This window comes from Pectobacterium parmentieri (assembly GCF_001742145.1).
GTDB lineage: Bacteria > Pseudomonadota > Gammaproteobacteria > Enterobacterales > Enterobacteriaceae > Pectobacterium > Pectobacterium parmentieri.
Genome location: NZ_CP015749.1, coordinates 3,260,650 through 3,282,171 on the forward strand (window position 1 = coordinate 3,260,650; position 21,522 = coordinate 3,282,171).

Sequence of the window (21,522 nt, forward strand, 5' to 3'; positions counted from 1 at the left end):
ATGACTAGCTCTCTACTGATTGGATGACGCTATTGAGGTTTTCTGAGGACAGATCGGCATTGAGGAACTCCCGATCCTGAGGCAGGTCGATGATCAATTTGGCGATCACGCCAAACGTCAGCGTGCCGTTTTCAACGTCATAATTCAGAACATGTCCACCACCTTGGCGATCGTCAGTAATGAAGTGTTCGTGGTAACCCGCAACATTAATTCCCTGGGTATAGGCTGGGCTACGAAAGCCTATAACGCTGCCGCTACGGTGTTCAAAATGAAACATCGGTTGCCCCTCAATAGCCTCTTGCATCGGTTTATAAGGCCGACACTGGCGGGGAACAGTCCGCGTTTCAACGCAGCGAAAATTCCCATCAATCCGCAAAGCACAGAACAGATTATCCGTTCCCACGATCTCATCGATCTGGCGATGTACTTCTTCACGCGAGGTCCAGCGATGAAAACGGATCGTTTCCGTTGGGCGAAAGAACGTCATTACCGCGAATGGCGTTTTCTGCTCTGGTTTCGCCGCTCGTGCGCTACCGTCGGATAACAGTTGGAAAATCTGACTATTTAACGCAACCAGTTCCCCATCCAAACTATTAAATGTTCCTAATCCAAAATCACCATGTTCCAGTAATTCAGCCATCGTTCGGCTGCCTTCGTATATGCCATTTATTAGCCCACTCATTAATGATGTCTGATAAATAACGCAGTCTTCATGCTGACATCGGAAATTATAAGCATAGCTAGCAAAGGCTTCCTCACAGGATTGTTCACCGATACTCGTTTTCATACATTCCTTCTCACCGCACCAATTACTTAAAAATTATTAATATTTAGATAAAGATTGACGCGGGAGAGGACAAAATTCCAATATGCAATAAAGGTCATTTCAAGATCGGAAAGATATGGAGTTACGTGAATGGAACTACGTTACCTGCGCTATTTTGTCGCCGTTGCACAAGCACGACATTTCACGCGTGCGGCAGAAAATCTGGGGATGTCACAACCCCCTCTCAGTCAGTTGATCAAGAAATTCGAGCAAGAGATCGGTACACCGCTGTTCAAACGGCTGACACGCGGCGTAGAAATGACGGAGGCGGGACAAGCGCTATATGAGGATGCACGCCGAATTCTCCAACTCGCCGATTCGGCAATCGCGCGGACAAGAAGCATTGCGCGGGGTGAGAAAGGAAGCTTGAACGTAGGTTTCTCGCCATCAGCCATGTTCCACCCTACCGTGCTTGGGCTGCTACATCGTTACTGTCAACAACATCCACACGTGCAACCGATACCGAAGGGAGAAAACCCAGCGACACTTATCACTTCATTGCAAGAACGCCATATCGACATCGCATTTCTGCGCTTACCTTGCGATCTCAGTGATGATATCAACGGGGAAATTTTGGCAGAAGAGCCAATGAAATTGGTGTTGCCCGCTGAACATGCCCTTAGCCATAAAACGCAGGTTTCGCTGAGCGAGTTACGTCAGGAACCACTGATTATTTTCCCGCGTGAAGTTTGTCCGGGGCTACACGATATGATTATTCGTACCTGCTATCTATCAGGCTATGGCCCAAGACCCAGTCCCTTTGCCCCACAGTTGACGGCAGCCATTGGGATGGTCGCAGCGGGCTTCGGCATTACTCTTGTACCAGAGTCACTCACCTGTATTAAAGCCGATAATGTGACCTATCATGATATCGGCATGCCCGAAATCCATACAAAGATTGCGGCCATCTGGCGTAAACATGAACGATCGGCCGTGATCGTGAACCTAATCCACCAAATACGCCAGCATCTGAACAACCAGCATCCCGATTAATGCAGTTATGTAGAAAATTCCGGTCATCTTCCCGTCAAAAAGCTAGTAATTGATATAAATTCTTATATGATATTAGTTATCATTATCATTTTTGACGGGTGGAAAAATGCTGACAGCAATGATCACAGCCTGCGGGCTATGGGGCGTGAGTTGGTGTATGGGGAAGCATCTGTCCAGTGCCTGGGGCGTGCTGTTGCCTTGTGCCATCATGCCGCTACTCGCACTACTCAATCTGAACCTGACGCACCTGAAAGTGATTATCGCCACCGCCCTATTGGCGACGCTTGTCATGCTGTTTCATCAACGTCTACGTCACTATTTACTGCTGCCATCCTGCATTGCGCTGGCTGGTGGTTTGGCGGCGCTGTCAGTTATATTTAATCTAACGGCGCTATAAAAGCATCAATGGTAAATAAACGTAGAAAAGCACTATAGCGGGAAATGAATAAAAAAGAATAGATGGGAGAGAGAATCAGGGGAATACAGAGGCGTTCGGTGGTGCGAAGAGAGGGACTTGAACCCTCACGTCCGTAAGGACACTAACACCTGAAGCTAGCGCGTCTACCAATTCCGCCACCTTCGCACTGAGAACGTTGCTTGTCTTATGCGGTAAATTCATATTACGTGGTAAACCTATCACGACATGGTGCGAAGAGAGGGACTTGAACCCTCACGTCCGTAAGAACACTAACACCTGAAGCTAGCGCGTCTACCAATTCCGCCACCTTCGCAACTCTGCCATGCAATTTTTACTATGTAATTCTGATTTACTGCTTCGGTTCGACAAACAAAACCGTTGTAGTGATGTTGGTGCGAAGAGAGGGACTTGAACCCTCACGTCCGTAAGAACACTAACACCTGAAGCTAGCGCGTCTACCAATTCCGCCACCTTCGCAACACTGCTTTACGCAATATCACTACGGGGGCGAATTCTAGAGGTTTTCGCGTTCACGTCAATGATTATTTCCTCGGGAATGCGGGGTTTGCTGTAAAAATCATCATCTCTCCGCGGCGTGGCGCGTAAAGAGTTCATCAAGCCATTCAATAAACACCCGAATCCGTGGTGCAAGAAAGCGACCGGGTGTATACATCACGTAGAGCGGCATCGCAGGCGGCGGCATCTCCGGCAAGATTTCCACCAGTTCTCCACTTTCCAGAAGTGAGCTTAAGCCGCGGCGTGGAGCCTGAATAATCCCCAATCCCGCGCGTGCGCTGGCGATGTAGGCATCTGCTCCGTTAACCTGCAACACACCGGGTAGCATACGCGTAATGCGCTCATCACCAGACATGAACTCCAACGGATAACGATATTCGGTACGTAGAGAGAAATAGCCGACCATCTGATGCCCCGACAGTTCATCAAGCGAACGCGGCACGCCGTAGCGTGCCAGATAATCGGCTGACGCACAGGTGACCTGCGGCATCGACGGCAAATGGCGAGTCGCCAGCGTCTCGTCGTCCGTCTGCCAGGCGCGCAGCACGCAGTCAACGCCTTCACGCAGCACGTTAATCGCCGCATCATTGGCGCTCAGCATCAGCGTCACCTGCGGATAACGCGCATAGAACTCTCCCAACGCCGGAACAACGATTTCCCGCGCCAGTGAGTGCGGCATATCCACCCGCACTTTACCCACCGGCTGCAACTTTTGCTGTGTGAACAGCGTGTCGATCTCTTCAATTTCCGCGAGCAATTGCAGGCAGCGTTCGTAATAAACGCGCCCTTCATCGGTGATCTGCACCTGACGGGTCGTGCGTTGCAGCAAACGTACCCCCAGCCGTGCTTCAAGCTGTTTGATGGTGTTACTCACCGTCGCACGCGGCAGTGCCAGCCGCTCCGCCGCACGGCTGAAGCTCCCCAGTTCGACAATTCGCACAAAAACCCGCATCGCCTGAATATGATCCATCGCCGCCACCATTGTTAGTTATTTTTGAATAGTGTTGCATAAAAAGCAGTATTTATCTTTTTCAGATAAACAACCAGACTGCTCTCACTGCCAACGAGATGAGGAAGATGACAATGCAACAGCGCAAATTAGGAGCAAACGGTCCGCAGGTTTCAGCAATTGGGCTAGGTTGCATGGGGATGAGTGATTTTTACTCCACCGCGCAGGATGAAAAAGAGTCCATCGCCACGTTGCATCGCGCACTGGAGCTGGGCGTCACTCTGCTGGATACCGCCGATATGTATGGCCCTCACACCAATGAACTGCTGCTAGGCAAAGCGATAAAAGGCAAACGGGATCGGGTCTTTCTGGCAACCAAATTCGGCATCGTGCGCGATCCGGCTAATCCTTACGCTCGCGGCGTCTGCGGTGAACCGGATTATATCCGTCAAGCGGTAGAAGGTAGCCTGATGCGGCTCGGTACGGACGTTATCGATCTTTACTATCAGCACCGTATCGACCCGACAGTTCCGATTGAAGAGACGGTCGGCGCGCTGGCCGAGCTGGTTAAAGAAGGCAAGATTCGCTACATCGGCCTGAGTGAAGCCTCTGTCACCACGCTGGAGCGCGCACATCGCGTGCACCCGATTACGGCGTTACAGAGCGAATATTCGCTGTGGACACGCGATATGGAAACCGAGATTCTGCCTACCTGTGAGCGTTTAGGCATCGGCTTTGTGCCCTATAGCCCACTCGGTCGCGGCTTTCTGACTGGCGCAATCCGCAGCCCAGACGATCTGGCTGCCGACGATTTTCGTCGCACCAATCCACGCTTCTCGGGGGAAAACTTCGGGAAAAATCTGCAACTGGTAGAGAAAATTAACCAATTGGCGCAGGAAAAACAGGTCACGCCATCACAGTTAGCGCTGGCGTGGGTACTGGCACAGGGTGAACATATCGTGCCGATCCCGGGCACCAAACGCCGTCGCTATCTGGAAGAGAACGTTGCGGCGCTGGATGTCACACTGACGAAAGAGGAACTGGCCACCATTAATGCCATCTTCCCGCCCGATGCCGCAGCAGGTGAACGCTACGGCAAGGAGAGTATGGCGACGCTTAATCAGTAGATTTTTACCGACGGCCTTTACCGGTACGCGGCGGACGACCCACGGTGGCCTGATACACCTTGAAGCGTCCGGTTTGCGCCAGCACTTCGTGGCTACCAAACGCAGCATCTAACAGCGCCGGATAAGGCAGGAAGGCATTAGCGACAATGCGCAACTGTCCACCAATCGGTAAATGGGTCACCGCGCCACGAATCAACATTTCCGCGGCTTGCAGGCTCGTCTGCAAGCCATCATGGAACGGCGGATTAGATACGATCACATCGAAGCGACCGTCGATATCTGAATAGACATTACTCGCAATCACCGCGCCTTCCAACTCATTCGCCGCTAGCGTAGCTTTGCCGGACTCCACCGCTGCAGCGCTGACATCGCTCAGCGTCAGGCGAATTTTCGGCGACTGTTTCGCCAGTACCGATGCCAGCACGCCCGCACCGCAGGCGATATCCAGCACTTTGCCTTTCATATGCGGTTCAAACGTAGACAGCAGCAGTCGGCTACCCGGATCTAAGCCATCACGACTGAAGACGCCCGGAAGCGTTTTAACAGTAACGCCTTCTGTCACATACTCGTCCCACCAGTCATCCAGCGTGAAGCTGGCCTGCTTATCAATCCGACCGTGATAAAGCCCACAGCGACGCGCGCTATCGATTTTTACCAGTTCAACGAAACCAGACAACACGGGTTCGGCGCTGCGCACGCCGCTGCGGTTTTCTCCAACCACGAAGATCTCCGCGCCGACTGGCAGCAAAGACAGCAGATTACGCAGTTGGAATTCCGCTTCCTGTTTGCTCTTCGGCCAGTAATAAATCAGCGTGTCGCTATCCGCCACCAGCGCCACATCCGCGACCAGACCGTATTGAGCGTTATCCCCAAGTGGCTTCACCATCTGTTGCCAGTGGTGATATTGGTTGCAATGGACACGTACCGACGCCGCCTCAAATTGTGCGGGCAGGGTATCCTGCAAATCACCGGCAAACAGAACTCGGCGTGAAAGAAATTCGTCACTATGGCGCAGTATGACTTCACTGGCGGGGGTTAATGCGGACATCAGGCTACGGCTCCTTAATCATTGAACGGGGGATTATATACGCTTCGGCCTCGAAGTTGCAGAGTGGAGAGGAAATAACCGCGCCGACGTTGGCGCAGTCCGACGGGGTTTGTTAGCATAGGCACGAATCATTTTCTCGCACGCCAGACAGGATAACGCATGGAATCAAGACGTGACAGGCTGCTACAGCAACTGGGGATTACGCAGTGGACGCTGCGTCGCCCGACGGTGCTGCAAGGCGAAATCGCCGTCAGTCTACCCGATCAGGTGCGTCTGGTGATCGTCTCCGCCGAGCCGCTGGCTGATGATGAGCCGCTGCTGGCCGACGTTCTGCACAGTCTTGCGCTTACTTCTGCCCAAGCTTATCGGCTGACGCCGCAGCAGATAGAGATGTTGCCCGCCAACGCACATTGCCACAGTTGGCGGTTGGGCATCAACGACCCCATTGCGCTACAGGGCATTCAGCTTTCCAGCCCCTTGCTTTCCGAACTTCACCAAAATGCCGACGCCAAACGGGCGTTATGGCAACAGATCTGTGAACATGAACACGATATCTTCTCTGACGCCAGCCGATCTGGCACAAGCCTTTAAAATTGAGCAAGCCAGCCACGCTTTTCCCTGGACGGAAAAAACATTTGTCAGTAATCAGGGTGAACGTTATTTCAACCTGAAACTGAGCCATGACGGGCAGCTTGCCGCTTACGCCATCACGCAAGTGGTACTGGATGAGGCGACGCTATTCAATATCGCCGTGCATCCTGACCATCAACGTCAGGGCTTTGGTCGCCAACTGCTGGAACACCTGATCGATGAGATGGAGCGGCGCGGTATTTTGACGCTGTGGCTGGAAGTGCGCGAGTCAAACGCACGAGCCATCGCGCTGTATGAAAGTCTGGGATTTAACGAAGTCTCCGTGCGCCGCGATTATTACCCCACGACACAAGGCCGGGAAGACGCCATTCTTATGGCACTGCCGCTCGGCTAACCTCTTTATCTATACTCCTCACGGCAAGACGGGTGCCATAATGTGCGCCCCGTCCCGCTCTGCTTTTTTTCCTGACAGAAAAATTCCTGCAACGTGATCGCCATAAATAAAACCTCGTTTCTTTTTTATCACAATAAGGTTCCATTTCATGTTTCTGGTTTGCAGGCATGCCATGGTTTATCCGTTATCTACGAGGAATAATATGAAAAAATACACTCTGGCTACGACGCTCCTGTGCGGCTTATTCTCTCTTTCCGCTTACGCGGTACAAGTCACGGCGGTTACAGCCTCCGCATACGATTCAGACAAGGGCCACAAACCTGCCAACATTGCCGATGGTGACGTAAAAACGCGCTGGGCAGCAAATGGTGAGAGCTGGGTTCAGTTAGAACTGGATAAAGAACAATCCGTTGAGAACTTTGTTCTGGTTCCTTTCAAGGCAGACGAGCGCAAACTGAAGTTCTCTGTCTCCTACTCTACCGACGGTAAAATCTGGAAAAAGCTGGCTGATAATCTGGTCACCTCCAACAACGCCAAAGACGGTGAAAAATTCACCTTCCCTGCGGTGAAAGCGAAATTCTTCAAGCTGGATACGTTTGGCACCGATGTGAACAAATGGAGCGCCATCAACGAGATCAGCTTTAACAGCGCGGCACAGGTTCCGGCTCAGGCGATCAAGTAACCCTTCCAAAAATTTCGACCCGCCAAACACGCGAAAACCCACCTGAGGTGGGTTTTCTGTACGTGCCTAATAGAAACGGTTACTAACGTTAGAAGTCAATTGACATAGATAGCTTCAGTGAACGCGGATCGCCCTGCGTCACGTATGTACCAGTATCATCAACGGATGCCCAATATTTCTCATTGGTGACGTTCTCAACGTTAGCGCGCCACACTAAGGTGTGATCGTTCATCGGTGTGCTATAACGTACCCCCAGGTCCAGACGCGTCCAAGGTTTCAGTTTTAGCGTATTGGCTTCGTTGGCGTATTGCGAGCCGTAGCGCAGAACAGTGCCAGAAAGCGTCAATCCTTCTACCGCAGACACATCATATTCACTACCAAACACCAATTGGTAGCCGGGTGTGCCCACCACATCATTGCCATCATTAGCCCCTGCACGCGTTTTGGTTAGGGTGGCATCCAACAAGGTGGCGCTGCCGTTAAGGCGCAAGCCAAACATCGGCTCACCAAATACATTCAGCTCCACGCCGCGATTCCGCTGTTCACCGTTTAGACCATAGAGTTTTGTCACAGGATCAATAAAGCCATTTGCTCGCGTGATCTCATACAACGCCAGTGAACCTCCCACGCGCTGATAATCAACTTTGATGCCAACTTCATTTTGCTTAGCGACGTAGATACCTGATATCTGCCCACGGTTCAATGCTTCCGCTGACGAGGTTTTCGTGCCAGGCTGTAACGCCTCAATATGGTTGGCATAGAGCGAAACGTGTTCCCAAGGTTTCACTACGATACCGTAGACTGGGCTCACTTTGGTGCGATCAAAACGCCCGCCCGTGCTGCTCTCAATGCCTGTGTATTCATAATTGCGTATCAAGATCTCCTGACGACGCAGCCCAGCGGTAAAACGCACGTTGTCATCCAACACCGAGAGCGTATCCGATAGCGCCAGCCCCCAGTTTTGCATGCGGTTGCGTATTTTCGGTGAGTCCATATCTCCCCCACGACTGGTGGTCGCTGGGAAATCCACTACCGGGGTATTATAGATATCCGAGGCGTAGTCATACTTAGACATGGTGTACGCTACTTTAGCCTTGGTATGGATGCCCGAATAGCCTAAGTTGACTTCATGTTTGACCGGACCAGTGTCGAAATTGCCGCGAATACCCGCCAACGAGGAGGTATTTTGAGCGATATATGCCGTACTTAAGCGCCCCAGCGTGGCACTACCGTCACCGACCGCGGCCAATTTCGGCGTGCTGTAATTCCCTAATTCTTCGGTGTTGCTCATGCCGATACCAGAATAGAGCGTCCACTGATTATCCAGATCGTACTCACCACGCAGCATCCCAAAGCGAGATTTCATATCGGTATAGACCCAGCGCTGGCTGTAGTTATGCGTATTGGCTGGCGGCTCAGGGATGGCTTGTAGCCCGGTTTGCGACACGTTGATACCCAGACGGCCGCCGTGAAGATATTGGTGTTGGTAACCCGCATCCAACGAGGTACGCAAACGATCGCCACGATAATCCAATCCAACGGCGGCCAGCGAGACCCGTTCACGTTGATCCTTAATCGCGGCTTCACCTTCACGGTGCAACAGGTTGACTCGCACACCAAACCGGTTATCGTCGCCGAAGCGCCGCCCAATATCGAGTGCGCCCCCGACCTGTGAGGACGAGGTGTAGTCCAGAGTGGCGCGTGCCAGTGGCTCGTCATCGGCATGTTTCGGTTCAACATTCACCGAACCGCCGACGCCGCTACCACCGGCTGAAACACCGTTGAGGAACGCGTTGGAACCCTTCAGGATCTCAACCCGGTCAATCATATTGGTGGAAACAATTTGACGCGGCATCACGCCGAACAGGCCGCCCATAGTGATATCATCACCATCCAGTTTGAAGCCGCGAATACGGTAGGCTTCAGCAAAGTTGCCATAGCCACGCACGCTCTGCACAGATGCATCGTTCTTGACCACATCGCCCAGGGTTTGTGCCTGCTGCGATTCAATCATTTTGCTGGTATAGCTGACGACATTAAACGGCACATCACGCGCGTTTTGTTGCCCCAGAAACCCTACGCGCCCACCGTTGGCAATCTGACCATCCAGATAGGCGGGCACCAACTGATCTCCTCCCGCACGGAAGCTATCTTCCGGTTTCGCGACAACGGTAATCGTATCCTTACCATCAGTAACTTCCGATGCTTTCGCTGAATCAGCCGCTTGTATCGCTGTTGGCTGCTGTGCAGCCAACAGCGGCATGGCCATGCCGCTGCATATGGAACCAATAAACAACGCCAGCAAATTTGGCGAACGAAGCCCGGCACGCAAGGATGGGCGTGATGATATTAATGACTCAAGCATATTTTTTCCGATTGAATAGAAATGATAATTATTATCTTTGTTAATTATGCGACTATCGATTTTTTTTGCAAGCGGCGTAAATGCTCAGAAGGGGTATATTAAAGGTGAACGCATTAAGGAAATAACACCCAGCCAGGCTGTTCTCGCCGGGTGTCACAGTGATATTACTCGTTATCGCCCAGCAGAACGGATTCCAGCGCGATCTCGATCATTTCATTGAACGTGGTCTGACGCTCTTCTGACGTGGTTTGTGCACCAGTACGAATGTGGTCAGAAACGGTACAGATTGCCAGCGCTTTCGCACCGAACTCTGCCGCGACACCATAGATACCGGCCGCTTCCATTTCCACACCCAGAATGCCGTATTTTTCCATCACATCGAACATCTGCGGGTCTGGCGTGTAGAACAGATCGGCGGAGAAAATGTTACCTACGCGTACAGACACATCGCGTGCTTTAGCCGCATCAACGGCATTACGCACCATGTCGAAATCGGCAATCGCTGCATAGTCGTGATCTTTGAAACGCATGCGGTTCACTTTGGAATCCGTACAAGCACCCATGCCGATCACCACGTCGCGCAGTTTGACATCTTCACGTACCGCACCGCAGGAACCCACACGAATGATCTTCTTCACGCCGAATTCAGTGATCAGTTCTTTCGCATAGATCGAGCAGGATGGAATGCCCATACCGTGACCCATCACCGAAATTTTACGGCCTTTATAGGTGCCAGTGAACCCCAACATGCCACGCACGTTATTCACTTCGCGGGCATTTTCCAGAAAGGTTTCTGCAATATACTTAGCACGCAGCGGATCGCCCGGCATCAGTACAACGTCCGCGAAATCACCCATTTCTGCATTAATATGTGGCGTAGCCATGCGTTTATTCCTTAATTAATCAAGTTCACGTAAAAATGACGTGTTTTACAGTATCGATTTGCCGTAGTCCATAGGCGACAGGCCAAAGTAGGCCGCAACCGTCTGCCCGATATCGGCGAAGGTTTTACGGTGACCGTATGAGCCCGGCTTCACTTTCGGCCCATAGATCAACACCGGTACGTTTTCGCGGGTATGATCGGTGCCGTGCCAGCTCGGGTCACAGCCGTGGTCGGCCGTCAGAATCAGGATGTCATCGCCTTTCACGCGGGACATCAACTCAGGCAAACGGCGATCGAACAACTCCAACGCGGCCGCATAGCCCGGAATATCGCGGCGGTGACCGTAGGCGGAGTCGAAATCAACAAAGTTGGTAAACACGATCGTGTTGTCGCCCGCGCTATCCATCTCTTTCAGCGTGGCGTCAAACAGCGCATCAATGCCGGTAGCCTTCACTTTCTTCGTGATACCAACCTGCGCGTAGATATCCGCAATTTTACCGACAGAAACCACTTCACCGCCTTTTTCATCCACCAGCTTTTTCAGGATGGTCGGCGCTGGCGGTTCAACGGCCAGGTCGTGACGGTTGCCAGTACGCTCGAAGTTACCGGGTTTGTCACCGATAAACGGACGCGCAATCACGCGCCCGATGTTGTAACCCCCTTCGGTCAGCTCTTCGCGGGCAATCTCACACAGCTCATACAGCTTATCCAAACCGAACGTCTCTTCATGACAGGCGATCTGAAACACAGAATCCGCAGAGGTGTAGAAAATCGGCTTACCGGTTTTCATGTGTTCTTCAGCCAACTGATCCAGAATCACCGTACCAGAAGAGTGGCAGTTGCCCAGATAGCCCGGCAGGTTGGCGCGTTTTACCAGTTTATCCAACAGTTCCTGCGGAAAACTGTTTTCTTCATCTTTAAAATAGCCCCAATCGAATAGGACAGGTACACCAGCAATTTCCCAGTGACCAGACGGCGTATCTTTACCCGAAGAAATTTCACTGGCGTGCGCGTAAGCACCGATAATTTCTGCGTTTTCATCCAGCCCTGCCGGAAAGGTTCCCGTTGAGGCTTCAGCGGCTTTCCCCAGACCCAGACGGCTCAGGTTTGGCAAATGCAGCGTACCGCTGCGCCCTTTATTCGCCGTTCCCGCCGCACACGCCTGAGCAATATGGCCCAGCGTATCCGAACCTACATCACCAAAGCGTTCTGCATCAGCACTGCTGCCAATGCCAAACGAGTCGAGAATCATAATATGTACACGTTTCATTCTTTCTCTCCTGCGCAGCGATGCGCTAACGCCCCACCTGTAGGCAGGGGAAAATCAATTCAAGACAACCTATCACCAACCCTGCGCAATCACGCTTCCGTACTCACCCGACGATAAACCATCGGGGTCTTTTCCGGCGCCGTGTCGCCCAGTTGGATCGCGGCTCGGACTTCATTCGCCGCCTGCTGCCATTGCGCTTCTGTATTGGCGTGGATCACCGCCAGCGGTCGCTGTGCGTCAACGCGCTCACCCAAACTAATCATGCTATCCAGACCGACACTGTAATCGATCGTATCTGTGGCCTGACGGCGTCCGCCGCCCAGCGATACGACTGCCATTCCCAACGCACGGGTATCCATCGCGGTCACAATGCCTTCACGCGCTGCGAACACCGGCTTACTTAACGTCGCCACCGGCAGGTAGCGATCGTAGTGTTCGACAAAATCCCCCGGTCCACGCTGTGCAGCAACCATGCGGCCAAAGACATCGGCGGCTTTGCCGTTATCCAACACCGCCTGCAAACGTGAATGTGCGTCGTCCGCCGAGCTTGCCAGCCCGCCCGCTAGCAGCATCTCGCTACATAACGCCATAGTAACATCATACAGACGCGGATTACGGTGCTCTCCCGCCAGGAAGCGCACGGCTTCTCGCACTTCCAGCGCATTCCCCGCGCTGGAGGCCAGCACCTGATTCATGTCCGTCAGCAAGGCGCTGGTGCGACATCCCGCATTATTCGCCACGCCTACAATCGCCTGCGCCAGTTGTTCGGACAGTTCATAGGTCGGCATAAACGCCCCGGAGCCGACTTTGACGTCCATCACTAACGCATCCAGTCCTTCGGCCAATTTTTTCGCCAGAATCGACGCGGTGATCAATGGGATCGAATCAACAGTGGCGGTAATGTCACGCGTGGCGTAAAAGCGTTTATCCGCCGGAGCCAGCGATGAGGTCTGCCCAATAATCGCGACGCCAACCTGCTGGATGATGCGCCGAAAATGGTCATCGTTCGGAAAAATATCCAGTCCAGGTATCGCTTCTAGCTTATCTAACGTGCCACCGGTATGCCCTAAGCCGCGTCCAGAGATCATCGGGACATACCCCCCACAGGCGGCGACCATTGGCCCTAGCATCAGCGAGGTCACATCGCCCACGCCACCGGTAGAGTGTTTGTCCACCAGCGGGCCGTTCAGGTTCAGGCTCTTCCAGTCCAGCACCGTGCCAGAATCACGCATCGCCAACGTCAGCGCCACCCGCTCGTCCATCGACATGTCGTGAAAATAAATGGTCATCGCGAGAGCGGCGATCTGGCCTTCAGAGACGGTGTTGTCACGAATACCGTTGATAAAAAAGCGGATCTCTTCTTCACTCAGCGCTTTTCCATCTCGCTTCTTACGAATAATTTCTTGAATCAGAAACAAGGTCTGTACTCCTGATGAATTCTGATATGGCTCAGCAGCCTGCTGCCACGAGCACATTTGCAGTCGTGAACTCATGCTGTCATGAACAACATGCCATCACGCATAAATCGTGCGCCGTATGCGCATAATGAGTCGCGGCTCTGCTGAGCAGAAGCTGCGTGTTCGGACAATGCCCGCAGCCGAGTGGACGTGGTTCCTTGAAGATAGCGCTCAGGAGATACAACCTGTAGCGACACCGAACGCCTTCTCACTGCAATCAGCCTTCCTCTACTCTTCATCCTGCGATGACTTCAACACCGAAAAAACAATACGGGAAGAAACGATATAGGCACGCGAACATCTCAGATATTTGAACACGCAGCGCCTGACTATTTTGTGCACTTATTCACACTTGATGTAAGATAAATGCAATGAATAATAATTATATGTGATTTTAATCACACAAACTGTCCCATTGAGAGAATTCCTCAGGTGAATATATGAAAACGCCATAACACCTGCGTGACAGGCGGATAAAGACCGCACGAAACCTCTGGTTCAGCTCACAGAGTAAGCATAGCGGCTTCTCCCTAGACACAGGGAAAATCCGTAGGAAAATTATTTCCCTGCGGAAGGTTGCAATCTGTCAACAACAGCAGCAATGTGCTACTTCACGCAGCAACATAAGCGCCCTAAACTGACCGCCAACAGTCCTGTTTCCGAGAAACCACAGACAACGCCATGACCGAACACGCCGAACATTCTCGCTGGTATCTGTACATGTTACGCACGGTCAACGGGGCGCTGTACACCGGTATCACGACGGATGTTGGCCGCCGTCTGAACCAGCATCAAGCAGGAAAAGGGGCAAAAGCGCTACGAGGGAAAGGGGGGCTGACGCTGGTGTTTCACTGTCTGGTGGGCGATCGTTCAAATGCACTCAAACTGGAATATCGCATTAAACAGTTGAGCAAAAAACAAAAAGAAAGGCTGGTACAAGACCAGCCTCAGACGATTTGTATTGATACGCTATCGGTTAGAGAAAGCGGCTAAACGGCTCAGCATATTCAACCAAACCGCTTGCATCTTCAAATCCACTTTCGCCTTCAGACGACTCTTCACCGGCAACCTGATTGTCCGCCAGTGGGTAGACCTGGAAAGTCGATTCGCTGTCCGGCCAGCGGCAATGCAACTGGTGCTCTGTAGCCGGAACGAAACCAAAGCGAGAGTAGTACGCAGGCTCACCCAACACAACGACGGCGGTGTAGCCAAACTCATTCAGCGCATCCAGCCCTTCGTAGACCAGTTTCTCCCCCACGCCTTGTCGGCGCAGGCTGTCGTCTACCGCCAACGGCGCAAGCGCCACCCACTGCCGATCCTCACCTTCGATCAGTACTGGGCTGAATGCGGCGTAACCCACCACGCCACCTTCATCGTCGGTTGCTACGACGCCAAGCGTCAATAAGCCGTCTTCTCGCAGTTGATGCACCAGATCGGCTTCTGCACCCGTAGGAAAAGAACGGCGCAATAAGCTGTCGATCCCTGCGGCATCAACGGGAATTTCCACCCGGACTAGCATGATACTGGCGCGTGATCCGTTGCTTGCACCACGCCCTCCTGTAACCCGGCTTCAACAAAGTTCGCCAATTGTAGCAGACCAATACGCAGCGGCGCAGGCATAGCTTCCAGTTCAATAGCATCCATCAGGTTCTTCACATACAAACCTAACTCGGTGTCGCCCTCAATGCGCAGACGACGTTGGAAAAACAGCGAGTCTGGATCTTCTTTACGCGCCGCGATCAAAATCAGATCGTTTGCATCCGCACTGAAGCTAACATCCGGCGTCTCATCGTGACTTACCACCAGACGACCTTCACGCAGCGTCATAAACCACTGCAACCCGACATCACGCACCTCAATTTTCAGCCAGCGGCTTTCGAGAAATGTCAGATCGCCCTCTTCCAGCGCCTGACGGAACTGCCAGCCCAACATCTGTTCCAAAACCTGACGCTGTAGCGCAAAGGGAGTGAACTTGAGTGGCTTACCTAACAAGCTCGGCCCCTGACGCACAATCTGCGCTCGTAGTTTTTCCAACACTGGCATACTCCTCTTTAAAGCAATCTGACTGTTCAGATAATCTGCAAACATTTTGCCACATCCACCGCAAGCGGCAGAGGTCTATGTCAATAATTTAGTCGCTTATCCAATTATGCCCAACAGATTTTGTCCTTGCGCGACGATTAGCACCATAAACTGCCTTAAATCAAAGTCCTTACCTGATGGGTTAATTAATATTCCCAATCGTTAACAACATTCATCGACTGATAAATAATCGCTTACGACGACCCGCAAAGTGGCTGGCAAAACGCCCGTCATAAAAGCGGTATCAGTCTGAACATCATTGATCGTACCGAGCAGCTACGGCCCCGACGGGATTAATGAAGGATTGTGTATGGAACTGCTTTGCCCCGCTGGTAACCTGCCAGCACTGAAAGCTGCCATCGATAATGGCGCGGATGCGGTCTATATCGGCCTGAAAGATGACACCAATGCACGTCATTTTGCCGGGCTGAATTTTACCGATAAAAAACTACAGGAAGCGCGCGAGTACGTGCACCGCCATCGGCGTAAGCTGCATATCGCTATCAATACGTTTGCTCATCCAGATGGCTATCAACGCTGGCAGCGTGCCGTGGATATGGCCGCGCAGATCGGTGCCGATGTGTTGATCCTCGCCGATCTCGCCATGTTGGAATATGCTGCCGAACGCTATCCCAACATCGAACGCCACGTATCAGTGCAGGCTTCCGCGACAAACACCGAAGCGATTCGTTTCTACCATCGCCATTTCGATGTCTCACGCATCGTGCTACCGCGCGTGCTGTCCATTCATCAGGTGAAGCAAATCGCCCGCACCAGCCCAGTGCCGCTCGAAGTTTTTGCCTTCGGTAGCCTGTGCATCATGGCGGAAGGTCGCTGCTATCTCTCTTCCTATCTGACGGGTGAATCACCCAATACCGTGGGTGCCTGCTCGCCCGCGCAGTTTGTACGCTGGCAGCAGACGGAAAACGGCATGGAATCGCGTCTGAACAATATCCTGATCGACCGCTATCAGGACGATGAAAACGCTGGTTATCCTACATTATGTAAAGGCCGCTATTTGGTCGATGGGCAGCGCTACCATGCGCTGGAAGAACCCACCAGCCTGAACACACTGGAGCTTCTGCCTGAACTGATGGCGGCCAATATTGCTTCCGTGAAGATAGAGGGCCGCCAACGCAGCCCAGCCTACGTCAGCCAAATAACACAAGTATGGCGACAGGCTATCGATCGCTGCCGTGCCAATCCTGAGACATTTGTACCCACGCAAGCCTGGATGGATGCGTTAGGTGCAGTGGCAGAAGGCACGCAGACCACGCTCGGCGCGTATCACCGTAAATGGCAGTAGCAGGAGGACACATGAAATACGCATTAGGGAATATCCTCTACTATTGGCCGAAAGAGGATGTTGAGGCGTTTTATCAAGCCACGGTAAACAGCAGCGCCGACATCGTTTATCTCGGTGAAACAGTATGCAGCAAACGCCGTTTGATGAAGGTGGCCGACTGGTTCAACGTTGCCCGCGAGGTCGCCAACAGCGGTAAACAGGTGGTCATCTCGACGCTGGCGCTATTACAAGCTCCGTCTGAACTAACGGAACTTCGGCGCTATGTGGAAAATGGCGAATTTTTACTGGAAGCAAACGATCTGGGTGCAGTCAACATCGCCGCCGAACGTGGATTGCCTTTTGTCGCTGGACACGCGCTCAATTGCTATAACGCGTACACCCTACGGGTGCTGTATAAACAAGGCATGGTGCGCTGGTGCATGCCGGTCGAACTATCCCGTGATTGGCTACAGAACCTGCTGAACCAATGTGAAGAGCTTGGCTTTCGCCATCAGTTTGAAGTGGAAGTGCTCAGCTACGGCCATCTGCCGTTAGCCTATTCCGCACGCTGCTTCACCGCCCGTTCAGAAGATCGGCCGAAAGACGAATGTGAAACCTGCTGCCTTAGCTACCCGCAAGGCAGAAAAATGCTGTCGCAGGAAAATCAGCAAGTCTTTGTCCTCAACGGCATCCAGACGCAAAGCGGCTATTGCTACAACCTCGGCAACGAACTGACATCAATGCAGGATCTGGTCGATGTTGTCCGACTTTCTCCAAACGACATCACCACGCCAGCCATGCTGGATAAATTTCGTGCCAACGAACAAGGCAATGCACCATTAACACTGGAAAATCAGGCTGATTGCAACGGCTATTGGCGTCGCGTCGCTGGCCTTGAGCTCGTTCAATAACGCATTCCTGTCAGGGCGGGCAACCGCCCTTTTCCTCCTATTCTAAATAATTCGAGTTTCAGGCAGACGGCAAGCGAGGGCATCCCGATGAGCTTACTCAAGTAAGTGATTCGGGTGACTACGCGCAGCCAACGCACATGCAACTTGAAGTATGACGAATATAAACGCACCTTTTGAATTACGCAGTGCTGCGACATTCCCTCATACTGCTCTGACTTTCATCATTGACTGACAGCGTTAGCATCTACCGACAAGGTGGAGTCAGTGAACAACAAAGTGAGCCATATTATGTCCACACCTTCTCAATCCGCCGTGTTTTCCGTCCTCGATCTTGCACCGATTCCGCAAGGCGCGACAGCGCGTGACGCCTTCCACCGTTCGCTGGATCTGGCGCAACATACAGAAAAATGGGGCTATCACCGCTATTGGCTGGCGGAACACCACAGCATGACCGGTATCGCCAGTGCGGCAACGTCGGTGCTGCTCGGCTACCTTGCCTCGGGAACGCAGCGTATCCGCCTCGGCTCCGGCGGTGTGATGCTGCCGAACCACTCGCCGCTCGTCATCGCCGAGCAGTTCGGTACATTGGAATCGCTGTATCCCGGCCGTATCGATTTGGGATTAGGTCGCGCGCCCGGCACCGATCAACGCACCATGATGGCGCTTCGCCGTCACCTTAATGCCGATATCGACGATTTCCCACGCGATGTGCAGGAACTACAGCGCTATTTCGCCAATGCGCAGCCGGGTCAGGCGGTGCAGGCCGTCCCCGGACAAGGTCTACACGTTCCGATTTGGCTATTGGGATCGAGCTTGTACAGCGCGCAACTAGCGGCAAGACTAGGCTTACCTTTCGCCTTCGCAGCCCATTTCGCCCCCGATATGCTGCTGGAGGCATTCCGCCTGTACCGAGAGAACTTCATTCCTTCAGCCACCCATGCTAAGCCTTATGCAATGGTTTGCATCAATGTGGTTGCAGCAGATAGTGACCGTGATGCACGCTTCCTCTTCACCTCGATGCAGCAACAGTTCATCAACCTGCGCCGTGGCACTCCGGGCCCGTTACCCGCGCCGGTAGAAAACATCGATACGGTTGGGTCTCCTGTCGAACAGTTTGGCGCGGAGCAAGCCCTGCGATTGTCAATTGTCGGCGATCGCACAAAGATACGTCATGGACTGCAGAGTCTTTTGCGTGAAACGCAGGCGGATGAAGTGATGATCAATGGTCAAATTTTTGACCGTCAGGCACGACTGCGATCTTTTGAAATCGCGATGGATGTACGGCAGACGCTGTAATGAAACGCTGTAAAAACAAAACGTCCGGCTTTCACCGGACGTTTTGCTTAGAAATATTAGCTAATTATGGATTATTTCCCATCGACGGTCGCAGGTAGGCTATCAAATGTTCTCAAGCCTTTCTTATCATAAGGGTTCCCAATCCAACGTTCCGCCTCTTTGAAATCTGGGTTTACTACACTTTTTTCAGGCTCAAAAATATTGTAGCTTAACCCAGACAAGTCGGACCAAGTATGGATAAGATGCGCATTGCTGTACTTACGATCAACATACTTAGAGTAGTCGGTAGTATGGCTTTTACGCCATTCCGGTGACATCCAAACCATAAATGGAATAGTGTACATTGCACGTGTCGGAGCCGCTTCGTTACGCCCTAACACATTATGAGGCGGTGTTTCATAAACGTCTTCACCATGATCGGAGAAATAGACAAGAAAACCATTAGGCTTACTTTTTTCAAATGTTTTAATCAGTGTATCGACAATGTAATCGTTATATAACTCTGCATTATCATAATGATTATACACTTCGACTTCACCGTCGGTCAGACCTGTAGGCGTACCATCACGGCCATTGAATTTGTCAAAATCATCTGGGTAACGGTATTTGTAGTTCATATGTGTTCCCAATAAATGAACGACAATAAATTTCTTCGAAGCAGGATCCGCAAGCACTTCTTGAAAAGGAGATAATACGACATCGTCATATTGTCTTACACTTTGTGTGCGTTGGTTATTCAAATAAAACTGTTTGTCCGTTTGCTGCGAAAACACCGTTAACATGGTATTACGCTTAGTCATCGTCTGCTGATTGGTGATCCAAAACGTTTTATATCCCGCTTGCTTCATCATATTCATCATTGAAGGTTTACTGAGATATAAATCCGGATTTTGTTCGTCCGCGAAGGTCAAGGACTGTTGCAGGATTTCGATAGTATAAGGCCGGGATGTCACGACATCATTGAACACAATGAGATTCGGATCAGTCTTATGCAATGCATCCAAGCGAGGCGTTGTCGGGCGAGAATAGCCATAAAGGCTCATACGACTACTTGTTGTTGACTCACCAATAACCAGTACTAAGGTGCGTGGTGTATCACCATTTACGTCTTTTAGATTCTCCAACGGAGGGAGAGCAGCATTCTGCTGTAGCATCTCAGTCATGCTTTCTAACTGCTGTTGGTACTCAATATAGCTGGATAGAAATTGCCAAGGGGCGGTAGTCGCCATGCGACCTGCAATGTAGCCCGCAGTATCCTCGATAGATATCTTCTGAGTAAATAATTTCTTATATACAGGTACGGCAAACAATACTGAAAAAATCAGCAACGATGTCACGATTTTGGCTACGGTAGTGACATAAACAGGACGTAATTTTTTCCACAGTAGAAAAACAATTGCCGTATAAGCAACTAACACAGCAATCATCTTCAAATTGAAATACTGACTCAGGAACTCTGTGGCTTCTGTTGTGTTAGATTCAAAAATAACAAACAGGACACTCTGCGAAAATTCCTGTTTATAGATTGAGTAATAACAGATAGCGATCGCGGAAGGCACCCATAGCACGATACCTAAAACAGCAGCAATCCTGCGCGTATACTGAGGAAAGAAAAGCAAAGGAACCAACCAAAGTAGACTATATATTAGGGAGTCTCGTAACCCCGTAGTCCCACTGTGTCCACTTAATACAATCCATAATTGCAGTGCGCAAGAAAAAGACCATAAAAAGAGCAATAAGAAAATGAGCGCGCCCCAACTAAAATTTTTATTTTTTGAAAATTCAACCACTTAAATAACCCCTTAAATAAAAACATATTGATTAGATGTTTCAAATAATTCAGCAACGAGGTTGCCATATAAGAATTATCATTGCCCAGGCTGGGTAAAACCTACGCCACTCCTTCATTAAATTTAATCAATAATACACTGACATCATTAATAATAACTTAAGAACAAAAAAGATATTTTACAGCAAAAAAACGACCCACTAGTGGGTAATACTTGTCAGTTAAGCTTTTGAAGGTAGCCGTAACGCCTAGCGTTACGGCTACCTTTTTTTATTGCTCTCGGATATCGAGATGAGAAACGAGCTGGCTCTTGGAAAGCGAGAGGAACAATGTCATCCCGGTGACAGCTCAAACCATCATCTCCATTAGCAGGCGACGTTTATGAATAGTAACGACGCCGTGTCCATAAGGCATTCATCAATCAGTTCAAGCGACAGAAGGTCGGAAAAGCAGAAAATTCTTTCGAAGTGAATTTATGGACAGTATCAAGGACCTGGCTAAGTAGCATAAAAAAATCCGTAATCCCTGTGAGATTACGGATTTTTGCACAATAGCCGGATCGTCCAAGCGATCGTTAACTGATCGGCATTACCCACTAGTGGGTCGTTTTTATAACAGAAAAGGTCAAGCTACTAAATAT

Annotated in this window: 21 protein-coding genes and 3 tRNA genes; 11 read left to right on the plus strand and 13 right to left on the minus strand. The window is 51.3% G+C overall.

Features of this window, described 5'->3' with window-relative positions:
- Positions 1–4: 4 nt before the first annotated feature.
- Complete coding sequence (gene budA, locus A8F97_RS14775; protein WP_012822564.1) at positions 5–787, minus strand: acetolactate decarboxylase; 783 nt, start codon at positions 785–787, stop codon at positions 5–7.
- 129 nt (positions 788–916) lie between these two features.
- Here budA and A8F97_RS14780 point away from each other — a divergent pair, with 129 nt between their 5' ends.
- Complete coding sequence (locus A8F97_RS14780; protein WP_012822563.1) at positions 917–1,819, plus strand: LysR family transcriptional regulator; 903 nt, start codon at positions 917–919, stop codon at positions 1,817–1,819.
- A 106-nt stretch (positions 1,820–1,925) separates the two neighbouring features.
- Complete coding sequence (locus A8F97_RS14785) at positions 1,926–2,216, plus strand: DUF1435 domain-containing protein (protein ID WP_014698748.1); 291 nt, start codon at positions 1,926–1,928, stop codon at positions 2,214–2,216.
- A 99-nt stretch (positions 2,217–2,315) separates the two neighbouring features.
- Here the strand turns inward: A8F97_RS14785 and A8F97_RS14790 are convergent.
- The 4 genes from A8F97_RS14790 to A8F97_RS14805 form a co-directional block, all read right to left on the minus strand.
- Positions 2,316–2,402: transfer RNA gene (locus A8F97_RS14790), tRNA-Leu, on the minus strand.
- Positions 2,403–2,463: 61 nt separating this feature from the next.
- Positions 2,464–2,550 (minus strand) — tRNA-Leu (locus tag A8F97_RS14795).
- 77 nt (positions 2,551–2,627) lie between these two features.
- A tRNA-Leu gene (locus A8F97_RS14800) sits at positions 2,628–2,714 on the minus strand.
- A gap of 103 nt (positions 2,715–2,817) precedes the next feature.
- Positions 2,818–3,723, minus strand: a complete 906-nt coding sequence (locus tag A8F97_RS14805) for a LysR family transcriptional regulator (protein WP_033070901.1) — start codon at positions 3,721–3,723, stop codon at positions 2,818–2,820.
- A gap of 113 nt (positions 3,724–3,836) precedes the next feature.
- On the opposite strand from A8F97_RS14805, the gene A8F97_RS14810 reads away from it, so the two are divergent.
- Complete coding sequence (locus A8F97_RS14810) at positions 3,837–4,829, plus strand: aldo/keto reductase (protein ID WP_014698746.1); 993 nt, start codon at positions 3,837–3,839, stop codon at positions 4,827–4,829.
- Between the two features lie 4 nt (positions 4,830–4,833).
- Here A8F97_RS14810 and rsmC read toward each other — a convergent pair whose 3' ends face one another.
- Complete coding sequence (gene rsmC, locus A8F97_RS14815; RefSeq protein ID WP_033070900.1) at positions 4,834–5,877, minus strand: 16S rRNA (guanine(1207)-N(2))-methyltransferase RsmC; 1,044 nt, start codon at positions 5,875–5,877, stop codon at positions 4,834–4,836.
- Between the two features lie 159 nt (positions 5,878–6,036).
- Here rsmC and A8F97_RS14820 point away from each other — a divergent pair, with 159 nt between their 5' ends.
- From A8F97_RS14820 to A8F97_RS14830, 3 genes are all read left to right on the plus strand, one after another.
- A complete protein-coding gene (locus A8F97_RS14820; RefSeq protein WP_012822558.1) occupies positions 6,037–6,468 on the plus strand; it encodes a DNA polymerase III subunit psi in 432 nt (143 codons plus the stop codon).
- Positions 6,419–6,862 carry a ribosomal protein S18-alanine N-acetyltransferase gene (rimI, locus tag A8F97_RS14825; RefSeq protein ID WP_012822557.1) on the plus strand — a complete coding sequence of 148 codons (444 nt, stop codon included), beginning with the start codon at positions 6,419–6,421 and terminating at the stop codon, positions 6,860–6,862. Before A8F97_RS14820 ends, rimI begins: the two co-directional genes overlap by 50 nt.
- A gap of 202 nt (positions 6,863–7,064) precedes the next feature.
- Positions 7,065–7,544: a discoidin domain-containing protein gene (locus A8F97_RS14830; protein ID WP_014698744.1), complete on the plus strand. Its 480-nt coding sequence runs from the start codon at positions 7,065–7,067 to the stop codon at positions 7,542–7,544.
- Positions 7,545–7,632: 88 nt separating this feature from the next.
- Here the strand turns inward: A8F97_RS14830 and A8F97_RS14835 are convergent, their stop codons facing one another.
- From A8F97_RS14835 to deoA, 4 genes are all read right to left on the minus strand, one after another.
- Positions 7,633–9,909: a TonB-dependent receptor gene (locus A8F97_RS14835; protein ID WP_033070899.1), complete on the minus strand. Its 2,277-nt coding sequence runs from the start codon at positions 9,907–9,909 to the stop codon at positions 7,633–7,635.
- Positions 9,910–10,073: 164 nt separating this feature from the next.
- Positions 10,074–10,793 carry a purine-nucleoside phosphorylase gene (deoD, locus tag A8F97_RS14840; RefSeq protein ID WP_005971563.1) on the minus strand — a complete coding sequence of 240 codons (720 nt, stop codon included), beginning with the start codon at positions 10,791–10,793 and terminating at the stop codon, positions 10,074–10,076.
- 45 nt (positions 10,794–10,838) lie between these two features.
- Complete coding sequence (gene deoB / locus A8F97_RS14845; RefSeq protein ID WP_012822553.1) at positions 10,839–12,062, minus strand: phosphopentomutase; 1,224 nt, start codon at positions 12,060–12,062, stop codon at positions 10,839–10,841.
- Positions 12,063–12,151: 89 nt separating this feature from the next.
- The gene (gene deoA / locus A8F97_RS14850; protein WP_012822552.1) at positions 12,152–13,480 is read right to left on the minus strand and encodes a thymidine phosphorylase; all 1,329 of its coding nucleotides are present in this window, start codon (positions 13,478–13,480) and stop codon (positions 12,152–12,154) included.
- A gap of 118 nt (positions 13,481–13,598) precedes the next feature.
- On the opposite strand from deoA, the gene A8F97_RS14855 reads away from it, so the two are divergent.
- Entirely contained in the window at positions 13,599–13,808 is a 210-nt protein-coding gene (locus A8F97_RS14855; RefSeq protein WP_033070898.1) for a hypothetical protein, read from the plus strand.
- A gap of 392 nt (positions 13,809–14,200) precedes the next feature.
- On the plus strand, positions 14,201–14,512 hold the full coding sequence (locus tag A8F97_RS14860; RefSeq protein ID WP_012822551.1) for a GIY-YIG nuclease family protein: 312 nt from the start codon (positions 14,201–14,203) through the stop codon (positions 14,510–14,512).
- Here the strand turns inward: A8F97_RS14860 and A8F97_RS14865 are convergent.
- Complete coding sequence (locus tag A8F97_RS14865) at positions 14,496–15,038, minus strand: GNAT family N-acetyltransferase (protein ID WP_014698742.1); 543 nt, start codon at positions 15,036–15,038, stop codon at positions 14,496–14,498. The genes A8F97_RS14860 and A8F97_RS14865 overlap by 17 nt on opposite strands.
- Positions 15,032–15,556 carry a ubiquinone anaerobic biosynthesis accessory factor UbiT gene (ubiT, locus tag A8F97_RS14870; RefSeq protein WP_025919813.1) on the minus strand — a complete coding sequence of 175 codons (525 nt, stop codon included), beginning with the start codon at positions 15,554–15,556 and terminating at the stop codon, positions 15,032–15,034. Before ubiT ends, A8F97_RS14865 begins: the two co-directional genes overlap by 7 nt.
- Positions 15,557–15,911: 355 nt before the next feature.
- Here ubiT and ubiU point away from each other — a divergent pair, with 355 nt between their 5' ends.
- The 3 genes from ubiU (at position 15,912) to A8F97_RS14885 (ending at position 19,093) form a co-directional block, all read left to right on the plus strand.
- On the plus strand, positions 15,912–16,907 hold the full coding sequence (ubiU, locus tag A8F97_RS14875) for a ubiquinone anaerobic biosynthesis protein UbiU (RefSeq protein WP_033070897.1): 996 nt from the start codon (positions 15,912–15,914) through the stop codon (positions 16,905–16,907).
- Positions 16,908–16,918: 11 nt separating this feature from the next.
- Entirely contained in the window at positions 16,919–17,797 is an 879-nt protein-coding gene (locus A8F97_RS14880) for a U32 family peptidase (protein WP_012822548.1), read from the plus strand.
- A gap of 288 nt (positions 17,798–18,085) precedes the next feature.
- Positions 18,086–19,093, plus strand: a complete 1,008-nt coding sequence (locus A8F97_RS14885) for a luciferase-like monooxygenase (RefSeq protein WP_033071941.1) — start codon at positions 18,086–18,088, stop codon at positions 19,091–19,093.
- A 71-nt stretch (positions 19,094–19,164) separates the two neighbouring features.
- Here the strand turns inward: A8F97_RS14885 and cptA are convergent, their stop codons facing one another.
- Positions 19,165–20,883, minus strand: coding sequence for a phosphoethanolamine transferase CptA (cptA, locus tag A8F97_RS14890; RefSeq protein ID WP_033070896.1), 1,719 nt, complete (start codon positions 20,881–20,883; stop codon positions 19,165–19,167).
- Between the last annotated feature and the right edge of the window lie 639 nt (positions 20,884–21,522).